Annotated in this window: 16 protein-coding genes and 1 pseudogene; 8 read left to right on the forward strand and 9 right to left on the reverse strand. The window is 70.8% G+C overall.

What is annotated here, in order from left to right:
* Nucleotides 1–199: 199 nt before the first annotated feature.
* Complete coding sequence (locus J7E89_RS10570) at nucleotides 200–694, forward strand: MarR family winged helix-turn-helix transcriptional regulator (RefSeq protein WP_214971762.1); 495 nt, start codon at nucleotides 200–202, stop codon at nucleotides 692–694.
* A 182-nt stretch (nucleotides 695–876) separates the two neighbouring features.
* Here J7E89_RS10570 and J7E89_RS10575 read toward each other — a convergent pair whose 3' ends face one another.
* Complete coding sequence (locus tag J7E89_RS10575; protein ID WP_214971765.1) at nucleotides 877–1,659, reverse strand: protein phosphatase 2C domain-containing protein; 783 nt, start codon at nucleotides 1,657–1,659, stop codon at nucleotides 877–879.
* Nucleotides 1,660–2,061: 402 nt separating this feature from the next.
* Between J7E89_RS10575 and J7E89_RS10580 the strand changes: the two genes are divergently transcribed.
* From J7E89_RS10580 to J7E89_RS10600, 5 genes are all read left to right on the forward strand, one after another.
* A complete protein-coding gene (locus J7E89_RS10580) occupies nucleotides 2,062–4,827 on the forward strand; it encodes a nitrate- and nitrite sensing domain-containing protein (protein WP_374196805.1) in 2,766 nt (921 codons plus the stop codon).
* A complete protein-coding gene (locus J7E89_RS10585) occupies nucleotides 4,824–5,309 on the forward strand; it encodes a roadblock/LC7 domain-containing protein (protein WP_214971771.1) in 486 nt (161 codons plus the stop codon). Before J7E89_RS10580 ends, J7E89_RS10585 begins: the two co-directional genes overlap by 4 nt.
* Nucleotides 5,306–5,713, forward strand: a complete 408-nt coding sequence (locus J7E89_RS10590) for a DUF742 domain-containing protein (RefSeq protein ID WP_214971774.1) — start codon at nucleotides 5,306–5,308, stop codon at nucleotides 5,711–5,713. The genes J7E89_RS10585 and J7E89_RS10590 overlap by 4 nt, the downstream gene beginning before the upstream one ends.
* Before the next feature lie 91 nt (nucleotides 5,714–5,804).
* The gene (locus J7E89_RS10595; RefSeq protein WP_214971777.1) at nucleotides 5,805–6,419 is read left to right on the forward strand and encodes an ATP/GTP-binding protein; all 615 of its coding nucleotides are present in this window, start codon (nucleotides 5,805–5,807) and stop codon (nucleotides 6,417–6,419) included.
* A 40-nt stretch (nucleotides 6,420–6,459) separates the two neighbouring features.
* On the forward strand, nucleotides 6,460–7,695 hold the full coding sequence (locus J7E89_RS10600; RefSeq protein WP_214971780.1) for a styrene monooxygenase/indole monooxygenase family protein: 1,236 nt from the start codon (nucleotides 6,460–6,462) through the stop codon (nucleotides 7,693–7,695).
* 121 nt (nucleotides 7,696–7,816) lie between these two features.
* On the opposite strand, the gene J7E89_RS10605 is transcribed toward J7E89_RS10600, so the two are convergent.
* The 6 genes from J7E89_RS10605 to J7E89_RS10630 form a co-directional block, all read right to left on the reverse strand.
* Nucleotides 7,817–9,031, reverse strand: coding sequence for a C40 family peptidase (locus tag J7E89_RS10605; RefSeq protein WP_214971783.1), 1,215 nt, complete (start codon nucleotides 9,029–9,031; stop codon nucleotides 7,817–7,819).
* A 193-nt stretch (nucleotides 9,032–9,224) separates the two neighbouring features.
* On the reverse strand, nucleotides 9,225–10,010 hold the full coding sequence (locus J7E89_RS10610; RefSeq protein WP_214971786.1) for a hypothetical protein: 786 nt from the start codon (nucleotides 10,008–10,010) through the stop codon (nucleotides 9,225–9,227).
* Nucleotides 10,011–10,229: 219 nt separating this feature from the next.
* Nucleotides 10,230–12,878, reverse strand: coding sequence for a PQQ-binding-like beta-propeller repeat protein (locus J7E89_RS10615; protein WP_308315427.1), 2,649 nt, complete (start codon nucleotides 12,876–12,878; stop codon nucleotides 10,230–10,232).
* Between the two features lie 29 nt (nucleotides 12,879–12,907).
* Nucleotides 12,908–13,183 (reverse strand): hypothetical protein, encoded by a 276-nt coding sequence (locus J7E89_RS10620; RefSeq protein ID WP_214971789.1) that lies wholly within the window; start codon nucleotides 13,181–13,183, stop codon nucleotides 12,908–12,910.
* Between the two features lie 18 nt (nucleotides 13,184–13,201).
* A complete protein-coding gene (locus J7E89_RS10625) occupies nucleotides 13,202–13,939 on the reverse strand; it encodes a TetR/AcrR family transcriptional regulator (protein WP_214971797.1) in 738 nt (245 codons plus the stop codon).
* A 29-nt stretch (nucleotides 13,940–13,968) separates the two neighbouring features.
* Entirely contained in the window at nucleotides 13,969–14,898 is a 930-nt protein-coding gene (locus J7E89_RS10630; RefSeq protein WP_214971800.1) for a diiron oxygenase, read from the reverse strand.
* A gap of 175 nt (nucleotides 14,899–15,073) precedes the next feature.
* On the opposite strand from J7E89_RS10630, the gene J7E89_RS10635 reads away from it, so the two are divergent.
* Together J7E89_RS10635 and J7E89_RS10640 are read left to right on the forward strand one after the other, a co-directional pair.
* Entirely contained in the window at nucleotides 15,074–16,198 is a 1,125-nt protein-coding gene (locus J7E89_RS10635) for a ferritin-like domain-containing protein (protein ID WP_214971803.1), read from the forward strand.
* Nucleotides 16,199–16,258: 60 nt separating this feature from the next.
* Nucleotides 16,259–16,591, forward strand: a pseudogene (locus J7E89_RS10640) (ADP-ribosylglycohydrolase family protein); the annotation flags it as partial.
* Between the two features lie 9 nt (nucleotides 16,592–16,600).
* Here J7E89_RS10640 and J7E89_RS10645 read toward each other — a convergent pair.
* Together J7E89_RS10645 and J7E89_RS10650 are read right to left on the reverse strand one after the other, a co-directional pair.
* Nucleotides 16,601–18,058 carry a penicillin-binding transpeptidase domain-containing protein gene (locus J7E89_RS10645; RefSeq protein WP_214971816.1) on the reverse strand — a complete coding sequence of 486 codons (1,458 nt, stop codon included), beginning with the start codon at nucleotides 18,056–18,058 and terminating at the stop codon, nucleotides 16,601–16,603.
* The gene (locus J7E89_RS10650) at nucleotides 18,055–19,434 is read right to left on the reverse strand and encodes an FtsW/RodA/SpoVE family cell cycle protein (RefSeq protein WP_214971819.1); all 1,380 of its coding nucleotides are present in this window, start codon (nucleotides 19,432–19,434) and stop codon (nucleotides 18,055–18,057) included. Before J7E89_RS10650 ends, J7E89_RS10645 begins: the two co-directional genes overlap by 4 nt.
* Nucleotides 19,435–19,530: the final 96 nt, after the last annotated feature.

A 19,530-nucleotide genomic window follows, 5' to 3' on the forward strand; every position in this document is an offset into this window, starting at 1 on the left:
GTACCGGATGGGCCTCGCGCTCACCCCGGCTGCCGGGAGGGCAGTCGTCAGGCGCGCGAAGCGCGTCAAGCCCGCTGCCGCAAGGTAAGCAGGAATCTCCCGGCTTCAGCCGGGAGAGCACTTCAATCCTGCGAAATACTGACCGAGCTGCGGCAATGGACGCTGGTGAAAGAAATCTTCAGGGTGAGGAAAGCGCGCAATGAGTTCTGACGTGCACGGAAACGGAAGAGCGGATGACGGGCGCACGCCGGAGGCGAGTGGTGTGGACCACGAATTCCTCGCGCTGGAACGAGAATTGGCGCTCTTTCTGCGCCGGGCCCGCGCGTCCTCCGGCGACATGGCCCGCGAAGTCCACCCCGATCTGGAGCCGGCGGCGTACGGGCTGCTCGTACGGCTCGACGAGGTGGACAGGCAGCGGGCCACGGAACTGGCCGCGTGGTTCGGTGTGGGCAAGGCGACGATGAGCCGGCAGCTGCGGGCCCTGGAAAGCCTCGGCCTCGTCACGCGCGAGCCGGACCCGGCTGACGGCCGGGCTTCGCTGGTCGCGCTCACCGACGAGGGGCGGGCTCGCTTCCGGCGGGTACGGGACGCGCGGCGCGCCCGGTACGTACGCAAGCTGGCCGGCTGGGACCGGGCGGAGGTGGCGGAACTGGCGCGGCTGCTGCACCAGTTGAATGAGCGGGCGGAGGGGTAGCGGGCTGAGGGTGCGGGTGGCCGCCGCGCGGGGCCTTTCCCTACCCGCCCCTTCCCAGTCCTCAAGCGCCGGACGGGCTGAAGTCGCCGGGGCTAGCGGGGGCTCCGCCCCAGACCCCGCTCCTCATACGCCGGAGGGGCTGGATGGTGCCGGACGGGCCGAGAAGGCGCCCAGGGCCTCCCTCACACCTCCGCGAAAATCACCGCCGCGTCATCATGCCGCTTCCAGCGGCGCACCAGCGGTGTAGTCGTCTCCTCGTGCTCCAGCGCCCGCACGCGGTCGATCAGGCCCTGCGCGCCCTCCTTGCGCAGTACGCCCACGCACTCCGCCCAGTCCCCCGCGCCGAACATGTCCACCCACCGCGTCACCCCGTCGCTCAGTGCCGCCAGCGCCCGCACCTCCGCCCGGGCGGTCACTCCCGTCACCGCCCGCGCCGCCACCGCCGGATCCGCGGCGGCCGTGAAGAAGCCGCCCTCGGTGTTGCGCAGGGCGTCGGTCGCGGCGAGCGAGGAGAGCACCTCCGGGGGGACGAGGTCCAGGCGGTCGTCGAGCACCGCGCGCACCGTGCCGTCCGGGGACTCCAGCAGCAGTGCCGAGTCCGACAGCACCAGGTGTTCGATCTCGTCCGCGCCCCAGCGTGCCAGGACCACCGTCGCCTGGGGCGTACGCACGTGAGAAAGGTCACATGTGTCGCGGTGGGCGTCGGCGGTGCGGCGAATTGCCTCCGCCAGGACCTCGGCAAGGGTCAAATCCGGCCGTGAAGCGGACAATTCGATCAGCGTGCCACCGAGCCCCGCCGTGAACCAGGGCACTGAATGGCGGCACCCGTAGTCGCCCGTCGGAGGCGTCACGCCGTCCAGCAGAACGAGCGCCCCGCCCTGGCCGGCGGCAGGCAGAGCGACAGACGCCCAGTCCTCGTTGGGGCGTTCGGGATCGCCGGGGGCCGTGGCCAGTTCGAAGCGCATGCGGCCAAGTCTGCCTGAGGGCGCGGCAAGGGCACCGGGTCCCGGCCGATGGCTTCCCCGCGGCGCCCAATTGGCCCGTACCAGCAGGTCGTAGACGGGTTTATGGGCGGAATGACACACTCCGCGAAGCTGCGGGGGCGCATCCTGCCAAAGGCCGGGCGGAACTTCCAACCGGCGCTCCGTACGTCCGCGAGAAGAATGAGATCGGGAGTTGTTCGCCAACTCCTGAGTGATGTTCACTCGTTCGGGTGGCGGAGCGCGTGCTGCGCGCCTTCTTCCCAAAAGCACTGGAATGGTCTGAAGCCATTCGAGCCGTTACTGGGGTGGTGCGGGGCGCTCTTGAGTGACCGGTCGTCACCTCGGCCACGTGAGCAGACGAGTCAAGCAAGAATGCGAGCACCGGTGCAGAAAAAGCGGCCTCGGGGCGATAGCGGTAATGGCGAGCGGACCGAACGCACCGTACGGGTACGCAGTCGGCTGGTCGCCGGCGTGGCCGTCGTCGGCGTCACCGTCCTCGCCGCCGGTACGCCCGCCATCCTCAGCGCCTCCTCCGAACTCTCCGAATCCCAGCGCCTGGTCACTCTCGCCGAGCTGAACCGGCAGGCAGTCACGCTCGCCCACTCCCTCGCTGACGAACGCGACGACGTCACCGCGTACATCGCGGCCGGACGCGGCGGCGAAGGCACAGGTGGCGAAGCCGACGGCAAGGGCGCCGCGGGGCTCTCACAGAGCCGCAGCGCCCGCGTCGACCGCCAGATGGACGAGATCGAGCTCGCAGCCCCCGCCGGCCTGCGCCGCGACCTGGCCAGGATTCCCGGCATCCGCAGGGACGCCCTGAGCGGCGAAGGCACCGCCCTGGAGGCACACAAGGCGTACAGCGGGGCGATCGAGAAGCTCCAGGACCTCGCCGACGAGCTCGCCGACAAGACGCCCCCGCGCGCCGCCGAGGCCACCCGCGCGCCCGCCGCGCTCGGCCAGGCCGTCGAGCAGGCCGCAGCCACCCGCGGACTGCTGCTCGCCGCGCTGTCCGTGCCGCGCGAGAACACCGGCAACCGCATCGACCCCATCACGGGACTCCTCGTCCCCGCCGAGGAAGATCCGAACTCCGAGAGCGTCCGGACCCGCAACGCCCTCAGCGCCGCGGCCCAGCAGTCGCGCGTACGCGAACTCGCCGCGCTCGCGGACTTCGACCAGGCGGCCGGGCACGCCGCCCGCGAGTCCCTCAAGACCACCGTCACGGGACCCGACGTCAAGACGGCCGAGCAGTTCCTCACGAGCCTCACCGACCAGCCCCAGCTCTCCGACGCCGAGCTCAGCACCGACCGCGCCAAGGCCGAGGCCGCACTGTCGGCCCGTATCAACCTGATGCGCGGCGTCGAGTCGTCCATCGGCTCGGCTCAGGTCGCCCGCCTCTCCCAGCTGCGCGACGACGACGTCACCGCGCTGGAGATCCGGATCGCGATGGCCGGCGCCTGCCTGCTGTTCGCCGTCGGCGTCAGCACCGCAGTCGCCCGTACGCTCACCCGCCCGCTGGCCGTGCTGCGCCTCGGCGCGGCGAGGCTGGCCGCCGAACCGGAGGCGCAGGCCGGAGACGAGGCCGTCGAGCCGGTCCGCTTCACCGGCCGCAACGACGAGTTCGCCCAGGTCGTACGGTCCCTGAACACGCTGCACGGCCGGCTCGCCGAGGTCGGCGCCCGCGCGGAGAAGCTCGCCGGTGACCGTACGCACCTGATCGGCCAGCGCGAGACCCTCGCCACCCAGCGCGCCGAACTCCAGGAGCAGGTCGCCGAGGCCGCCGCGCAGCTCGAGCGCATGCGCCACACGGTCAACTCCACCTTCGTCAACCTCTCGATGCGTACGCTCGGCGTCGTCGAGCGCCAGCTCAGCGTCATCGAGACCCTGGAAGAGCGCGAGCAGGACCCGGAGCGCCTCGCGACCCTCTTCAAGCTCGACCACATGGCGACCGTCATGCGCCGCCACGGCGAGAACCTGCTGGTCCTGGCCGGTACGGAGCACGGGCAGGGGCAGCAGGCCCCGGTGCCGCTCGTCGACGTACTGCGCGCTGCCGTCAGTGAGATCGAGCGGTACGAGCGGGTGGCCATCCAGTCGATCCCGCCGCACGCCCAGGTCGCCGGCTTCGCCGCCAACGACCTCAGCCACCTCCTCGCCGAACTCCTGGAGAACGCCACCTCGTTCTCCCCGCCGGACGCCAAGGTCGAGCTCTCCGGCTGGCTGCTGGAGAGCGGCGAGGTCATGCTCTCCGTCCAGGACGAGGGCATCGGCGTGCCGCCGGACCGGCTCACCGACCTGAACGCGCGGCTCGCCGCTCCGGGTTCGTACGAGCCGGGCGACGGCATCGACGGCGGCATCGGCCTGCACGTGGCCGCGCTGCTGGCGGCACGGCACGGCGTACGGGTGACGCTGCGGGAGCAGAAGCAGGGCGGCATCGCCGCTGTCGTCGTACTGCCTGACGCACTGCTGCCGTCCGCGCCGCCGATGGCCGCGCCGCCAGTGGTGCCGATGGCCGGGGACGCCCCCACGCTGAACCTCCCCGGGTCGGTCGCGGAGGCCAACTCCAACGCGCTGCCGGGGCGCTCCGATGCGCTTCCGGTGGTCGACCCGCTGGTGGTGGCGGCAGAGCGGACGATCCGCGAGGACGCGGAGAACTCGGAACAGCCGGAACAGGGCGCGGAGAACTCGGAGCTCGATACGCCCGCACCCGGCCCGTACGACATCGGCCCCGACACGCACGAGCGCGCCGCCGACGGGAACGCCGACACCCCGGCCCCTGTCGACGAAGAGACCTGGACCATGCGGCTGCCCCAGCAGGCCACCGCGCCCCAGAACGAGATGGACGCGCAGACGGCGGAAGCCGACGACGCCCCCGCCCCGACAAAGGTCGAGCCGGTCACCGACAAGGGACTGCCCAAGCGCACCCCCAAGGTCGTGCAGTCCGGCCCCGCAGAGCCCAAGGAGCGCTCCGGCAGCGTCGACGCGGATGCCCTGCGGCGTCGGCTCGGCGGCTTTCACCAGGGCTCGATCAAGGGCCGCCGCGACGTCGAGGCAGAGATAGCCAACACCGGAACAGAGACAGAGACGAAAACAGAGACAGAAAAAGAGACCGATACCGATTCCAAGGGGGACACAGTTGAGGAGGCACGCAGTTGACTGCGTCCAGCACGTTCGGGCTGAGTAGTGAAGCCCGTAATCTCCATTGGCTGTTGAGCAACCTCGTCGACGAGGTACCGGGTCTTCTCTCGGTCGCCGTCGTGTCGTCCGACGGGCTGCTCCTCCTGTCCTCCGACCCGGAGCAGAACGTCGGACCGACCGCCCCCGCCGTCCGCCAGGACGGCCCGAAGGGTTCGAGCGCCGACCTGGCGACCATCGTCTCCGGCCTCGCCAGCCTCACCCAGGGCGCGGCGAAGCTGATGGACGGCGGCGACGTCAAGCAGACGATGATCGCAATGGAGTCGGGCAGCGTCTTCGTCATGGCGATCAGCGACGGCTCGCTGCTCGGCGTGCACGGCTCGCCGGACTGCGACATGAGCGTCGTGGCGTACCACATGGCGCTCTTCGTCGGCCGCGCCGGCCACGTCCTCACCCCCGAACTCCGCAGTGAGCTGCGCAAATCGTTGGAGAGCGCCCTGTGACGCCGTCCACCACCGCCAAACTTCCGGTACGGGGCGACGGCCGCAGGCCCGCCCGCGTACGCCCGTACTCGCTCACCGGCGGTCGCACCCGCTTCACGCACGTCCTGCTCGTCGAGACGTTCGTCGCGGCGATCGAAGCGTCCGAGGAGCGGCGCGAGCTGACCAACGGCGGCCTCCAGACGCGCGTCATGCCGGAGATGCGGGCGATCGTCGAGCTGTGCCGCCGCATGCGTACGGTCGCGGAGATCTCCGCACTGCTGAAGATGCCGCTGGGCGTCGTCCGCGTGCTGCTCAGCGACTTGGCCGACCAGGGAAAGATCCGTGTGTACGGGACCGGGCACGCGCCCGGCCAGCCGAACCGCGCGCTGCTCGAAAGGGTGCTGAGTGGACTCCGCCGTCTCTGAAACCGAGACCGGGAACGGGACCGGGACCCAGCCTGAGACCTTCCATGCCCGCGCCACCGGGCACACACCGCCGGTCCCGCCCCAGCCTCAGGTGCCCCTGTCGACCCTCCCGCCCGAGGCGGACGAGGGCGCCCGGGACTGGCAGACCGACCGCACCCGTGCCCCGATAGCCACCAAGATCGTGGTCGCGGGCGGCTTCGGCGTCGGCAAGACCACGTTCGTCGGTTCGGTCTCCGAGATCACCCCGCTCAAGACCGAGGCGGTGATGACCACGGCGAGTGAGGAGACGGATGATCTCACCGCTACGCCGGACAAGACCCACACCACCGTGGCGATGGACTTCGGCCGTGTCACCCTCGACGACGACCTCGTGCTGTACGTCTTCGGGACGCCCGGGCAGCAGCGGTTCTGGTTCATGTGGGACGACCTGGTGCGCGGCGCGATCGGCGCGGTCGTCATGGCCGACACGCGCCGGCTGTCCGACTGCTTCCCGGCGCTCGACTACTTCGAGAGCTGCGGGCTGCCGTACATCGTCGCCGTAAACCACTTCGAGGGAACGGCGGCGTACGAGGCCGAGGACGTCAGGGAAGCCCTGACCGTGCCGCCGCACGTACCGGTCGTGATCATGGACGCACGCAAGCGGATCACGGTGGTCGAGTCGCTGCTCGCCCTCGTCGGCCACGCGCTCGCTGTCACGCCCGAATAGTGCCGTACCCCCGAATAGCTACTCAACGGAGAACCCCGCCATGCGGAAGATACTCATAGTCGGAGCCGGCCAGTCCGGTCTCCAGCTCGCCCTCGGACTCCAGACCCGCGGGTACGAGGTCACCCTGATGTCCAACCGCACGGCGGACGAGATCCGGTCGGGCCGGGTCATGTCGACGCAGTGCATGTTCCACACCGCCCTCCAGCACGAGCGCGACCTCCAGATCAACTTCTGGGAGTCCCAGGCGCCGAAGATCGAGGGCCTCGGCGTCTCGGTCGCGGCCCCCGACTCCTCCCGCGCGGTCGACTGGCTCGGAAAGCTCGACGGTTACGCCCAGTCCGTCGACCAGCGCGTGAAGATGGCCGGCTGGATGGAGACGTTCGCGCAGCGCGGCGGGCAGTTCGTCATCCACGGCGCGGCGGTCTCCGACCTCGACTACTTCTCCCGTACGTACGACCTGGTCATGGTGTCGGCGGGCAAGGGCGAGCTCGTCTCGATGTTCGGCCGCGACGCGTCCCGTTCGCCGTACGACGCCCCGCAGCGCGCACTGGCTGTGGCGTACGTCCACGGGCTCGGCCCGCGCCCCGAGCACCCGGAGTCCGAAGCCGTCCGCTGCAACCTGGTGCCGGGGGTCGGCGAGCTGTTCGTCATGCCGACGCTCACCACCTCAGGCCGCGCGGACATCCTCTTCTGGGAGGGCGTCCCGGGCGGTCCCGTGGACGCGTTCAAGGGGGTCAAGGACCCCTCCGAGCACCTCTCGCTCACCCTGGAACTGATGGAGAAGTTCCTGCCGTGGGAGTACGCGCGCGCGACGAAGGTCGAACTGACCGACGCGAACGGCACGCTGGCCGGCCGGTACGCACCGACGGTGCGCAACCCGATCGGCCGGCTGCCGGGCGGGGGCCTCGTCCTCGGTGTCGCGGACGTGGTTGTCGCGAACGACCCGATCACGGGCCAGGGCTCCAACTCCGCGTCGAAGTGCGCGGCGTCGTACCTCTCCTCCATCACGTCCCATGGCGACAAGCCCTTCGACGAGGCGTGGATGCGGTCGACGTTCGACCGCTACTGGGACACGGCGCAGCACGTCACCAAGTGGACGAACGCGATGCTCGGCGTTCCGCCGGAGCACGTCCTGAACCTGATCGGTGCGGCGGGCGGCCTCCAGCCGGTGGCCGACCGCTTCGCGAACGGCTTCAACGACCCGGCGGACTTCGAGAACTTCTTCTACGACCCGGAGAAGACGTCGGCGTACCTGGCCTCGGTCGCCGGAGCGTAACGGCCGCCGTCGACGTCAGATCTGGATATCGCGGACCCCCAGCCTGAATGGGCTGGGGGTCCGCCTCGTCGGATTCCTTCAACGGGAGTCGAGTGGCCCGCCGCAACCCACCGGAGAACAGCTACGCCCCCACCCCCGGCGCCGACTCCTCCCCGTACCCCCTGTCCTCGCCCGCAGAGGCGCCGCGCGGAAGCTTCGGCGGGGTGTAGGACGGGAGCGGCTTCAGCAGTGGGTCCGGGCGGACCGCGCCCAGCAGCGGGTTCGCCGCGATCGGGGAGACCTTGACCCGGGCCCCGGGGCGCGGCGCCTGCACGACCAGCCCCTTGCCGATGTAGATCGCCACATGCGTCGCCTTGGGGAAGTAGATCACGAGGTCACCGGGGCGCAGCTCCCGCAACGACACCTTCGGCAGCTGCCGCCACTGCTCCTGGCTCGTCCGGGGGATCTCCCGCCCGGCATGCGCCCAGGCCTGCGACGTGAGGCCCGAGCAGTCGAAGGACCCCGGCCCCTCCGCACCCCACACGTACGGCTTCCCGATCTGCCGTACGGCGTACTCCAGCGCCCGGCCGCCCAGCCGCGACGGTGCCCGTGTGGCGGCCGAGCCAGGGTTGCCGAGCGCGCCCGAGGCGAGCAGGTCGCGCTGCGCCACGCCGGTGTTCCGCTCCTCCAGCCGCGCCAGATCGGCGAGCTGTTCCTCGGTCAGCGAGGCCAGCAGCTCCTCGACCTCCCCCAGCCGCGCCCGTACCGCGTCGCGCTGCTTCTTCTGCTTTCTGGCGAGCGTCTGCTGCTTGTCCAGCGCGTACCGCGCCCTGGTCGCCAGCTCGTCCGCCCGCCGCTCGCCGCTCTCCAGCCGCGCGATCGTCGCCGCCCGGTCGTCGGCCGCCCGCCGGAGTACGTGGCCCTGGTCCAGCGCGTGCTGCGGGTCCTTCGCCAGCAGCAGCCGCAGGTAGGGGGAGAGGTCGCTACGGCCCTGGTACTGCTCGCGGGCCAGCCGGCCCGCCGCGTCCCGGCTCTCGGCAAGCGCGATCCGGGCCCTGGACAGGCCCTTGGTCACCTTCTTGACCTCACGCAGCTGCTTCTTGACGGACTCCTCCGTCGCTTTGTACGTCTCGCCGGCCTCTTCGGCCCGCTGGTACAGCTTCTGGAGCTCCGTCAGCAGCTTCGCGACGGTCGCCTTCCCGGGCGCCGGCGCCGGCGAGGGAAGCGGTGGGGAGGGAGGCCGAGGCGGCGTGGGAGCGCCCGGTGCCGCCGCGGTGGCTGGGGCCGGTAGTGCCGTGAGCACCGTGGCGGCGGCCAGCGCCACCGTACAGACGGACTGGGCGAGTCTGCCTGACACATCATCACCTCCGGTTTGCGGCCGGGCGGTCCGGCCCTTAGGTGATGATGTGCGGTGGTGTCGAGGCCGCGAGCGGGTTACTGGGCGGTTTGGGCCAACGCCGTCACCCGTCGAGGGGCAATCCGCAACGCCACCGGCGTGTCTCCCACGCTCCTGCCCCGCCCTCCGGACCTCACCCGCCGTGCGTACGGGTTCAGCCGTTGAGCGGCGCTCCCGCCAGCTTGGCCAGCTGCGCGTCGATGGCTTCCTTCGGCAGCTCCGTCTTGCCCGTGAGGCTCAGCGCGTAGAAGGACACGAGCGTGTTGCCCTTGCGCACCGCCACCAGCTGGGAGGTGCCGGATTCGCCGTCCAGTTCGCTCGTCAGGGTGAAGGCGACCGCCTCGTCACCAGTGGTGAACGTGCCCGGGGCGACCTTGGTCACCTTCGTCTTGTCCGAGCCGGCGATCATGGTGAAGCCGTCGGCGCATGCCTCACCCGCGGTGCGCAGCCCGGCGAGCGCTTCCTGGGCGCCCTTGCCGTCGTACGAGCCCAGTGTGTCGGACATGAGCACCATGTTGCCGAGGCCGGCCAGGCCTGCCTCCACCTTCTCCTCGGTCGAGGCGTCCTTGCCCGGCTTCGCGGGCACGCTGGAGATCCTGCGCGGCGCGGTCGCGGCGGGAGTTCCGACGGGCCGCAGCGCCATCGCGTCGACGAGCGGCTTGCACTCGGCCTTGTCGGCGGTGGCGGTCTTCGCCGCGGCGACGTCGGCCTTCGAGGGCATGGTGACCTTGTGGTTCTTCAGGTCACCCTCTGCCAGAACGAGCTTGTCCAGCTCGGCCTGCGACAGGGTCTTCGCTGCGGGCTCGGCGGCCGCGCTCTCCTTGCCCTTGCCCTCGGGGGCGGCATCGACGGGCTTGTCGGACCCGCAGGCGGTGACGAGCAGAGCCAGCGAGATCGCGGAGGCGGCGACGGCGGTACGGCGGACAGTGGTGCGACGCATGAGACAGCATTCCTCTGGTTCGGTGAGCTGCGGTGAACAACGGTCCCCCCGCGCGAGATTCACCCATCCCGGTGACACGCGGAATCTGTTGTGACCAGTGAATCTACGGCCTGCGTCGCCCTGATGATCAACGAATTTCGCCCATCCGCGCGATCGTGACGCCTGCGCAATCCCAGAGGGATTCAATCGAAACGCGTTCCCGTGCAACCCTTCAACGCTTCAGTCCAGGGGGAGCGCGTAGAAGTTGCGGCCACGCCACAGCACGGCTCCGCTGCCGGACGTCTGCGCCCGGTACGGGGCCCGGGTGTCCGGCGCCCCCGGCGCCGTGACACCGGAGTCCTGGAACTTCCACAGCCGCCGGCCGTCGCGCGCGCCGATCGCGGTGGCCTGCGTCGCGTTCAGCGCGAAGACGGTGCGGCCGCTGTCGCTGAGGGTGACCCGGGGGGTGGCCCGCCCGGGGTACTCCGTGGAGCGCTTCCACTGCTGGGTGCCGGATGTGGTGTCGACGGCGTACACGTCGTTGTAGCCGTTGGCGACGTACAGCGTCTTCTCGCGTACGACGCCGTGGCCGAAGCCGAAGGGGGCGGCGTCGGCGGGGCCCGAGTACCTGAGCTTCCAGAGCTTCTTGCCGCTGCGGGTGTCGTACGCCCGCAAGCGGCCGTCGTCCGCCGCATAGAGCCGGCCTGACGGGTCGTCGGTGGCTCCCGCGTCGGGGCGTACGCCGGGGAAGAACTTGCGCCACAGGGTCTTGCCGGTCCTGCGGTCGATGAGGACGAAGGCTGCCTTGCCCTTCGCCTTCTTCTTCTGGTCCGCGGTGAGGGAGTCGGTGTCCTGGCATACGAGCAGGCTGCCGGGGCGGATGCCGACCGCCTCGTAGCGGGGGACGGTGCCGGGGCGGCCGTTCGGCATCTCGGTGCGCCACAGTTCCTTGCGTGCGGCCATGTCGTACGCGAAGAGGTAGGTCCGTGTGCGCGTCACCTTGTCCTTCTTCCCGTCGAGGGTCTCGACCTTCCCGGAGAACCAGACGACGGGGCCGTCCGCGGCCACCTTCCCGCCCAGGGTGACCCGGGTGTCCTGCCGGCCCTCGGCGAGGAGGGGCTCGTACGGCGCACGGTGCTTGACCAGCCCGTCCTTCGCGGACAGCCAGAGGAAGTCGGACGCGGTGACGATGAAGCAGTGGCTGTCGTCGGCGGCCTCGGGGCCGTATCTCGTACCGGCGGCCTTCTGCTCCCAGAGCGGGCGGCCGGTACGCATATCCAGCGCGGTTGTCAGTTCCTTGCCGGGGATCAGGAGCACCTGGTCGCGCCAGATGCGGGGGGTGGGACCGCCGGGCGTGAGGGTGAGGGGGTGCTGGTAGTGCCAGAGGGGGTCGGGGGCAACACCGGGCAGCGGTTTGCGGCGGGCGGCCGGCTTGGCGTCGTCCCCGTCCACCGGCAGTGTGGGCGCGTTGTCCTCGTCGCCGCCGGAGAAGGCCAGGGCTCCGCCGCCGCCCACGACGAGCCCCGCGGCGCCGGCCGCGATGCCGGTGAACAGGCCACGCCGGGTCAGTCCGCCGGGGAGGGGGCGGGGGCCTGCGCCGGTGCGGGCGGGTGCGGTCGCCGGCATCGGTGCGAGTTGGGCAGGTTGTTGCTGCTGCTGCGTCGGCTGCGTGGGAGCTGGGGGTACGGCGGTCGCGGGGGGCAGGGCGAGGGCTGTGGCGGGGTGGGTGAGGGCGGGCGCGGGCGCGCGCCGCGGTGCGCGCAGGCGCCGGGTCAGTCCGCTGTCGACGTCTGCGGCGCCGGTGGGGCCTGCGGCGCTTTCCCCTACCCGCCCCTCCCCGGAACTGGGGGCAGGCCCCCAGACCCCCGGACCATACAGACGCCCTACGGACGTGTCCTCAATCGCCGGACGGGCTTGATTTGTCCCCGGCTCCAGCGCCGCCGCCTGTTCCGCCAGGGCTGCGGTCACGGGGGACGGCAGCCACCAGTGGCGGGCCAGTGCTGCCGCGCCCTCCAGGGCCAGCTCCGCTGCCAGCGCGCCAGGGGCCGGGCGGTCCGCCGGGGACTTGGCCAGGCAGCGGGCGATGAGCGTGCGCAGTTCCTCCGGCACGGCGGCCAGTTCGGGTTCCGCGTGCGCGATGCGGTCGGCGGCCGCGTCCTGCGGGCCCGCCGCCCACGGCGTCGCCCCGGTAGCGGCGTACGCCAGCAGCAGCCCGAGGACGAAGATGTCGGACGCGGGGCCCGGCTCCTGGCCCGCCAGCTGCTCCGGGGTGAGGTAGCCGAGGCGTACGGACAACTGGCCGCCGGGGCCCGCTTCGGCGGCCGCCGCCGCGCCCAGCGCGCCGAACGCCGTCAGGCGCGGCCCGTCGGCGGCCAGCAGCACGGTGTCGGCGGCGAGGCCGTGGAGTACGGCGCCGGTGGCGTGCACGCGGGACAGGGTTTCGGCGAGCGCGGCGCCCAGAATGCGTACGGCCCGCTCCGGCAGCGGCCCGGCGAGCGCGACCGCCTCGGCGAGGGTCAGCGCGGGGACGTAAGCGGTCGCCGTCCACAGTTCGGCGCCGTCGGGGCCATCGGTTCGCGACGCCAGCGGGGCCTGTACCCAGCCACCGGCCAGCCGTTCGGCCGTCTGTGCCTCCGCCTGGAAGCGGCGGCGGAACGCGGGCAGGCCCGCCAGCTCCGGCCGCGCCACCGCGACCACGGCCGTCGCACCGTCGTCAGGGGCCTGCGCCAGGTACTGCACGGCGCTCGCGGTCTCGCGCAGGCGCAACAGCAGGGCGTACGGCCCGACTCGGCGTGGATCGTCCTGACGCAGCGCCTCCAAGGCGCACCCCCCGTGGTCACCGTGATCACCGCGATCACCGTGCCGGAGCCGCTGGCGCTCTGCGGTCACAGTGGCAACGTCCGGCACAACCGCCGATCTTATGAGGTGCTGTCCGGTTTCGACCAGGGCCACCGGGGCCGGTGGCGCTCGCGCCCGTCCGGCGCGTACTCGTACTTCCAGCCGCGCTGAAGCCCCAGCCGCTTGCTGTACCCGGCGGGAACGCGCAGATAGGCGTGCACGGTCGGCGGCCCGCCGTCCTCGTCCGGCACGGGCACCTCGTACCACTTCGGCGGGTGTCCGGTCGGCCCGACCAGGACCGGCAGCACCCGCCCGTCCAGGGGGCCGCCGACGAAGGGCGTGTTCTCGCTTCTCACGTTGCCAGTGTTACAGGGTCACAGGAGGTGCGCCGCCTCCGCGATCACCGGGATCACGCGCCGTGCCAGCACCCCTGCCGGGCCGTCCGCCGTCTCCGTCGCCAGCGCCGCCTTCGTCACGGCCGCCGTCTGGGCGTCCGTCGCCGCGGTCACGGCCAGCAGGGCGATGAAGTGGTCGACCAGCCAGTCCCGCAGCTCGCCGGCCGGCGGCTGCTTGCCCTCGTCCAGCCAGATGAGGGAGGCCGCCTCGACGGCCGTGATCCAGGTGCGGACCATCATCCGCAGCCGCGGCCCGGCCGTACCCGCGACGCCGAGGTGCGTCAGGATCTGCTCGGCCGCAGCGCGCCGGACCCCGTCGACGGTCGCGGTCGTACGGGACGTCTCAGCGACGCTGCCGCCCTGGAGCAGCGCGCTGAACCCCGTGTCGTGCTGGCCGACGAAGGTCAGGTAGCGGTCGAGGGCGCGGGTGAGGCGCCGGGTGAGCGGGCCCGTCTGCGGCTCGGCGAAGCACAGCTTCAGCTCGTCGGCGGCGGAGCCGAGCGCGGCCTCGTACAACTGCTGCTTGCCGCCCGGGAAGTAGCGGTACACGAGCGGCCGCGACACCCCGGCGGCCTCCGCCACGTCGTCCAGCGAGACCTCCTCGGGCGCCCGGTGCGCGAAGAGCGACAGGGCGGCGCCGAGGAGCTGACTGCGACGCTCCTCGACGCTGAGTCTGCGGTACGCGGGGGTGGCTGGGGTGGTCGCTGCCGGGGTCATGTGGGCAGCGTAACTCCACATTTCACCGTTTACGCGAGGAGTCCCGAGCTCTTCCAGAGCCTGCGGCCGACGCCCTGGAGCACACCGATGTCGTCCAGGAAGTCGGTGAGCCGCCTGGCGCCGTTCTGCATGACCTCCGTGCGGTGGCCGCTCGCCTTCACCTGGGCGACGGCCTCGCGGCGGTCGAGGCCGACGTTCTCGTACACCTTCGGATTGACGAAGCAGGTGGAGAAGACACGGGCCGCCTCGCCGCAGCTCACGCGGGTGAGTTCGCGCTCCCAGGCGGGCGCGGTCACCATCTGGCGGCGCAGCTCCTCGCGGGCGTACCGGACATGGCGCGCCTCCTCGACCACGTGGATGCGGGTCACGCCGCGCACGAGGGTCTGGACGCGCTCGTCGGGAAACGTCAGCCGCTGCATCCAGTCGAGGATCTCCTCGCCGAGGAGGGTGGCCGCGAAGGATCCGGGGGTTGTCGAGACGGTCTTCAGGACGCGCGCCAGGTTGTGGTAGAAGCGCGGCACCGGGTACGCGGGTGCGCCGCCCTTCTGGATCATCTTGGCGAACATCATCGAGTGCCGGCATTCGTCGGCGATCTCGGTGAGCGCGTAGCGCACGTGATTGCTGGTCAGGGACTTGTCGTAGATGTGCCGGACCAGCAGCTGCATCAGGATGATCTCGAACCAGATGCCGAGGGACGCGAGCGACGCGGCCTCGTGCCTGGCCAGGTCCATGCGCTGCTCCTCGGACATCTTCCGCCAGAGCGGAGTGTCGTAGAGCGAAACGAGCTCGGGCGGCCAGAACCACTTGCCTTCCTCGGCCGGGGCGTTCCAGTCGAGTTCCGTCTCAGGGTCGAAGGAGTGCTTGGCGGACGACTCCAGCAGGCGCTCGGCGACCTGCTCACGGTCTTTGAGGAGGCCGAGTGCGTCCCTGAGTACGTCGCGTTCGGTCACTGTCGTCATGGCGGGGGCACCTCACGGGTGGGTTACCGGCGGTCACGGCTGCGTTCGCTCTTATGAGACTGCTTGTCAGCAAGACAGTCAATCCCCTGTGCGCGACTTGTTGACCCGTCGTCTATCAACGTGTGAGTCTGCCAACTGTCCAGTGCGTTATGGGATATGAGGCAAGGAGGCGTCAGTGTCGACGCACGAGCTCTACACCAAGGCCCCCTCGGACCCGCTGTGGCAGGTGCCGGCCTCCGGCGCGGCGCGCTTCAGCTGGGAGTACGACGAAGGGCGCGCCCGCCTCCTCGCCCTCTACCAGAAGGGCAAGGACAAGCAGTGGGACGGCGCGACCCGCATCGACTGGGACGTCGAGGTCGACCCGTACGATCCGCTCGGCACCCCCGACGAGTCGCTCAGCCTCTACGGCACCCGCCACTGGGCGAAGATGACCGAGAAGGACAAGGGCGAACTGCGCCGCCACTATTCCTCCTGGCAGTTCAGTCAGTTCCTGCACGGCGAGCAGGGCGCGATGGTGTGCGCGGCCCGGATCGTCGAGTCCGTCCCCGACCTCGACGCGAAGCTGTACTCCGCGACCCAGACCATGGACGAGGCCAGGCACGCGGAGATCTACAGCCGCTTCCTGCACGAGAAGGTCGGGATGCTCTACCCGGTCAACGACAGCCTCCAGGGACTGCTGGGCGACACCCTCCGCGACTCCCGCTGGGACATGCCGTACCTGGGCATGCAGGTCCTCATCGAGGGTCTCGCCCTCGCCGCCTTCGGCATGATCCGCGACACCACGGACAAACCCCTGCCCAAGCAGATCCTCGCGTACGTCATGCAGGACGAGGCCCGGCATGTGGCCTTCGGCCGGATGGCGCTGCGCGACTACTACAAGCAGCTTTCCGACGCCGAACTGCGCGAGCGCGAGGAGTTCGTCATCGAGGGCTGTTACTTGATGCGCGACCGGCTGCGCGGCGTCGAAGTCCTGGAGAACTTCGGCATCTCCAAGCAGGAGGCGCAGGAGTACTCCGAACAGTCCGAGTTCCTGCACCTCTTCCGCAAGCTCCTCTTCAGCCGCATCGTGCCGTGCGTCAAGGACATCGGCCTGTGGGGGCCGCGCCTTCAGAAGGCCTACCTCGACATGGGCGTCTTCGAGATGGGTGATTCGAATCTGGACCTCCTCATGACCCAGGACGAGGAGATCGCCGAAGCACTCGACAAGCAGCGTTTCGAGGCGGAGGACGCGGAACGGGTGGCGGAGATCGAGGCGGCGATCGCGGCCGGGGCGGACGAGGAGCGCTTGAACGGTTCGTAGCGGGCCGTCCGGCTCAAAAGAGGTGTACGGCCGGGCGCCTCGCCCGGCACGATGGCGGCCATGACCACGAACGCGAACGTGCCCGCAGCCCGCCGGAGCCTCGAAGCGCTCGCCCTCGGTGACGCCTTCGGCGAGCGCTGGTTCCCCCTCTTCCGCGATCGGCAGCAGGCGTTCGAGGAGATCCGGGACCGGCGCGTCCCCGAAGAGCCCCTCTGGCACTGGACCGACGACACCGCGATGGCGCGCGCCGTCATGCGGGTGCTCGACGAGCACGGTGAGATCCGCCAGACGCCGCTGGCGAGGTCGTACGCCCATACCTTCATGGCCGACCAGGCGCGCGGCTACGGCAGCGGAATGCACGAGCTGCTCCCGCAGCTCATCGAGGACCCCCCGGCCGGACGCTCAGTCGTCCAGCGCCGCCCGCATCACCGCCCGCGCGATCGGCGCCGCGCTGCCCCCGCCGCTGATGTCGGCGCGGTCCGCCGACGCGTCCTCCACGACGACCGCCACCGCGACCGCCGGCTGGCCGTCGCCGTGCTCCTGCGCCCAGGAGATGAACCAGGCGTACGGCGTCCCGGTGTTGTCGATGCCGTGCTGCGCCGTGCCCGTCTTGCCGCCGACCCTGACCCCGGGGATGGCGGCGTTCGTGCCTGTCCCGTTCTGTACGACGTCGACCATCATCTGCTGGAGCTGCAGGGCGGTGGCCGGGTTCATCGCCTGGTGCAGGGACTTCTGGCTGTTCTGCGCGACGACGTCGCCGTCCGACTGCGTCACCTTGTCCACCAGGTACGGGGACTTGAGCTCGCCGCCGTTGGCGACCGCCGCCGCGACCATCGCCATCTGGAGCGGCGTCGCCCTGGTGTTGTACTGGCCGATGGAGGACAGGGCGAGCTGGTCGGCGGTCATGCTGGTGTCGAAGTTGCTCCTGGACACCCCGGACGGGATCTTCAGCCCGCCGTCGTTGAACCCGAACTTCCGTACGGTGTCGAGCATTCCGGCCAGCCCCACCCGCACGCCCAGATTCGCCATCACCGTGTTGCAGGAGACCCGGATCGCGTACTCCAGCGACGCGTTGCGGCAGCCGCGCGCCTCGTTGGGGAGTGTGGTGCTGGTGCCGGGCAGGACGTACGGCTCCGGTGTCTTCGTCGGCGCGTCGATGTCCGTCACCACCTCGGTGTCGAGCGCCGCCGCAGCCGTCACGACCTTGAAGGTGGAGCCGGGCGGGTACGTCTGCCGGATGGCCCGGTTGAGCATCGGCTGACTCGGCGAGCCGTTCAGCCGCGCCCACGCGTCGGTGACCCGCTTCCCGGTCCCGGAGAGCTCCTGCGGATCGTACGACGGGCTGCTGACCAGCCCCAGGATCTTCCCCGTGGAGGGCTGGATCGCCGCGACTGCGCCCTTCCTGCCGCCCAGCCCCCTGTACGCCGCCCGCTGGACCGCGCCCTTGATGGTGGTGACGGCGTGGCCGCCGGGCTGGCGCGAGCGCGTGATCTCGTTCCACAGGGGGAGCGGGGCGAGCATCGAGTCGGTGCCCGAGAGGACGTCGTCCTCGGCGTTCTCGATGAAGGTCGTGCCGTACGTCTGGGAGGCGTAGCCGGTGACGGGCGCGTACAACGGCCCGTGGAGGTACGTTCTTTCGTACCGCAGCTGCTCACCGCTGTCCCTGGACCCGGTGACCGGCTTCCCGTCGACGATGATGTTGCCGCGCTCCTGCTGGTAACGGCCGATCGTCTTGCGCCGGTTGGCGGGATTGTCGTCGAGCGACTCAGCCTGGAAGACCTGGATACGGGCGGCGTTCAGCAGCAGCGCGACGAGCAGCAGCAGGCAGAACCCGGCCGCTCGCCTGATGTAGCGGATCACTGGTCGTCCTCCACGACGGGGGCGATGATGCCGGTCTCGACGTGCTCCGGATGCGGACTCCGGGCCGAGTCGCTGACCCGGATCAGCAGCGCCACGATGATCCAGTTGGTGACGACGGACGAGCCGCCCTGCGCGAGGAACGGCATCGCCATGCCGGTCAGCGGGATCAGTCCCATCACGCCGCCCGCGATGACGAACACCTGGAGCGCGAGGATCGAGGCGAGGCCGATCGAGAGCAGCCGCCCGAACGGGTCGCGCAGCGCCAGGCCCGCGCGGTAGCCGCGGGCGACGAGCAGGGCGTAGAGCAGGAAGATCGCGGTGAGGCCCGACAGGCCGAGTTCCTCGCCCGCCGTCGCCAGGATGAAGTCGGACTTGGCGGCGAAGCCGATGAGGACGGATTCCCCGGCGCCGAGCCCCGCACCGAGCATGCCGCCCGCCGCGAAGGCGAAGAGCGACTGGGCGAGCTGGCTGGGGCCCTGGCCGGCGTCGATGGAGGCGAAGGGGTTCAGCCAGTCCTCGACGCGGCTGTTGACGTGCGGTTCGAGCGATCCGACGACGAAGGCGCCGACCGCCGCGAGCAGCAGGCCGACGGCGATCCAGCCGGTGCGGCCGGTCGCGACGTACAGCAGGATCACGAAGAGGCCGAAGAAGAGGAGTGACGTGCCGAGGTCGCGTTCCAGGACGAGTACGCCGACGCTGAGCAGCCAGATGGCGACGATCGGTCCGAGCACGCGGCCGGTGGGGAGCTGGAGCTTCCAGATCTTGCGGCCGGTGTAGGCGAGGGCGTTGCGGTTGGCGGCGAGGTAGGCGGCGAAGAAGACGGCGAGCAGGATCTTCGCGAACTCGCCGGGCTGGAAGGAGAAGCCGCCGACGCGGATCCAGATCTTCGCGCCGTTGATGGCCGGGAAGAAGATCGGCACGGTCATCAGGACGAGGGCGGCGGCGACCGAGATGTACGCGTACCGCTGGAGGACGCGGTGGTCGCGGAGCAGGATCACGACGCCGATGAAGAGCGCGACACCGAGGGTGGACCAGACGAGCTGGGTGGGGGCCGCCTGGTCCCTGGGCGTTTCGAGGTCGAGGCGGTAGATCAGCACCAGGCCGAGGCCGTTGAGGAGGACCGCGATGGGGAGGAGGAGCGGGTCGGCGTACGGGGCGCGGAAGCGGACGGCGAGGTGGGCGAGGAGCGCGAGGACGCCGAGGCCCGCGCCGTAGCCGGCGGCGTCTGGGGGTACGGCGCCGTCCTTGGTGAGGCCCACGTCGATGTACCCGTACACGGCGATGAGGACGGCGCCGACGAGGAGCGAGAGTTCGACGCCGCGCCGCTTGGGGAGGCGTACGTCGGGCGGGGGCGCGTCCACCGTCGTTGCGGTCATGTCAGGCAACGTAGCAAGCCGGCAGGCCGTATCTCCGTATATGTCCGCTCACGCCCGGGGGGTGCGCGCGGCGGGGGCCGAACTCTCCGGGCGTGA

It is taken from the genome of Streptomyces sp. ISL-100 (assembly GCF_018614615.1).
Lineage (GTDB): Bacteria > Actinomycetota > Actinomycetes > Streptomycetales > Streptomycetaceae > Streptomyces.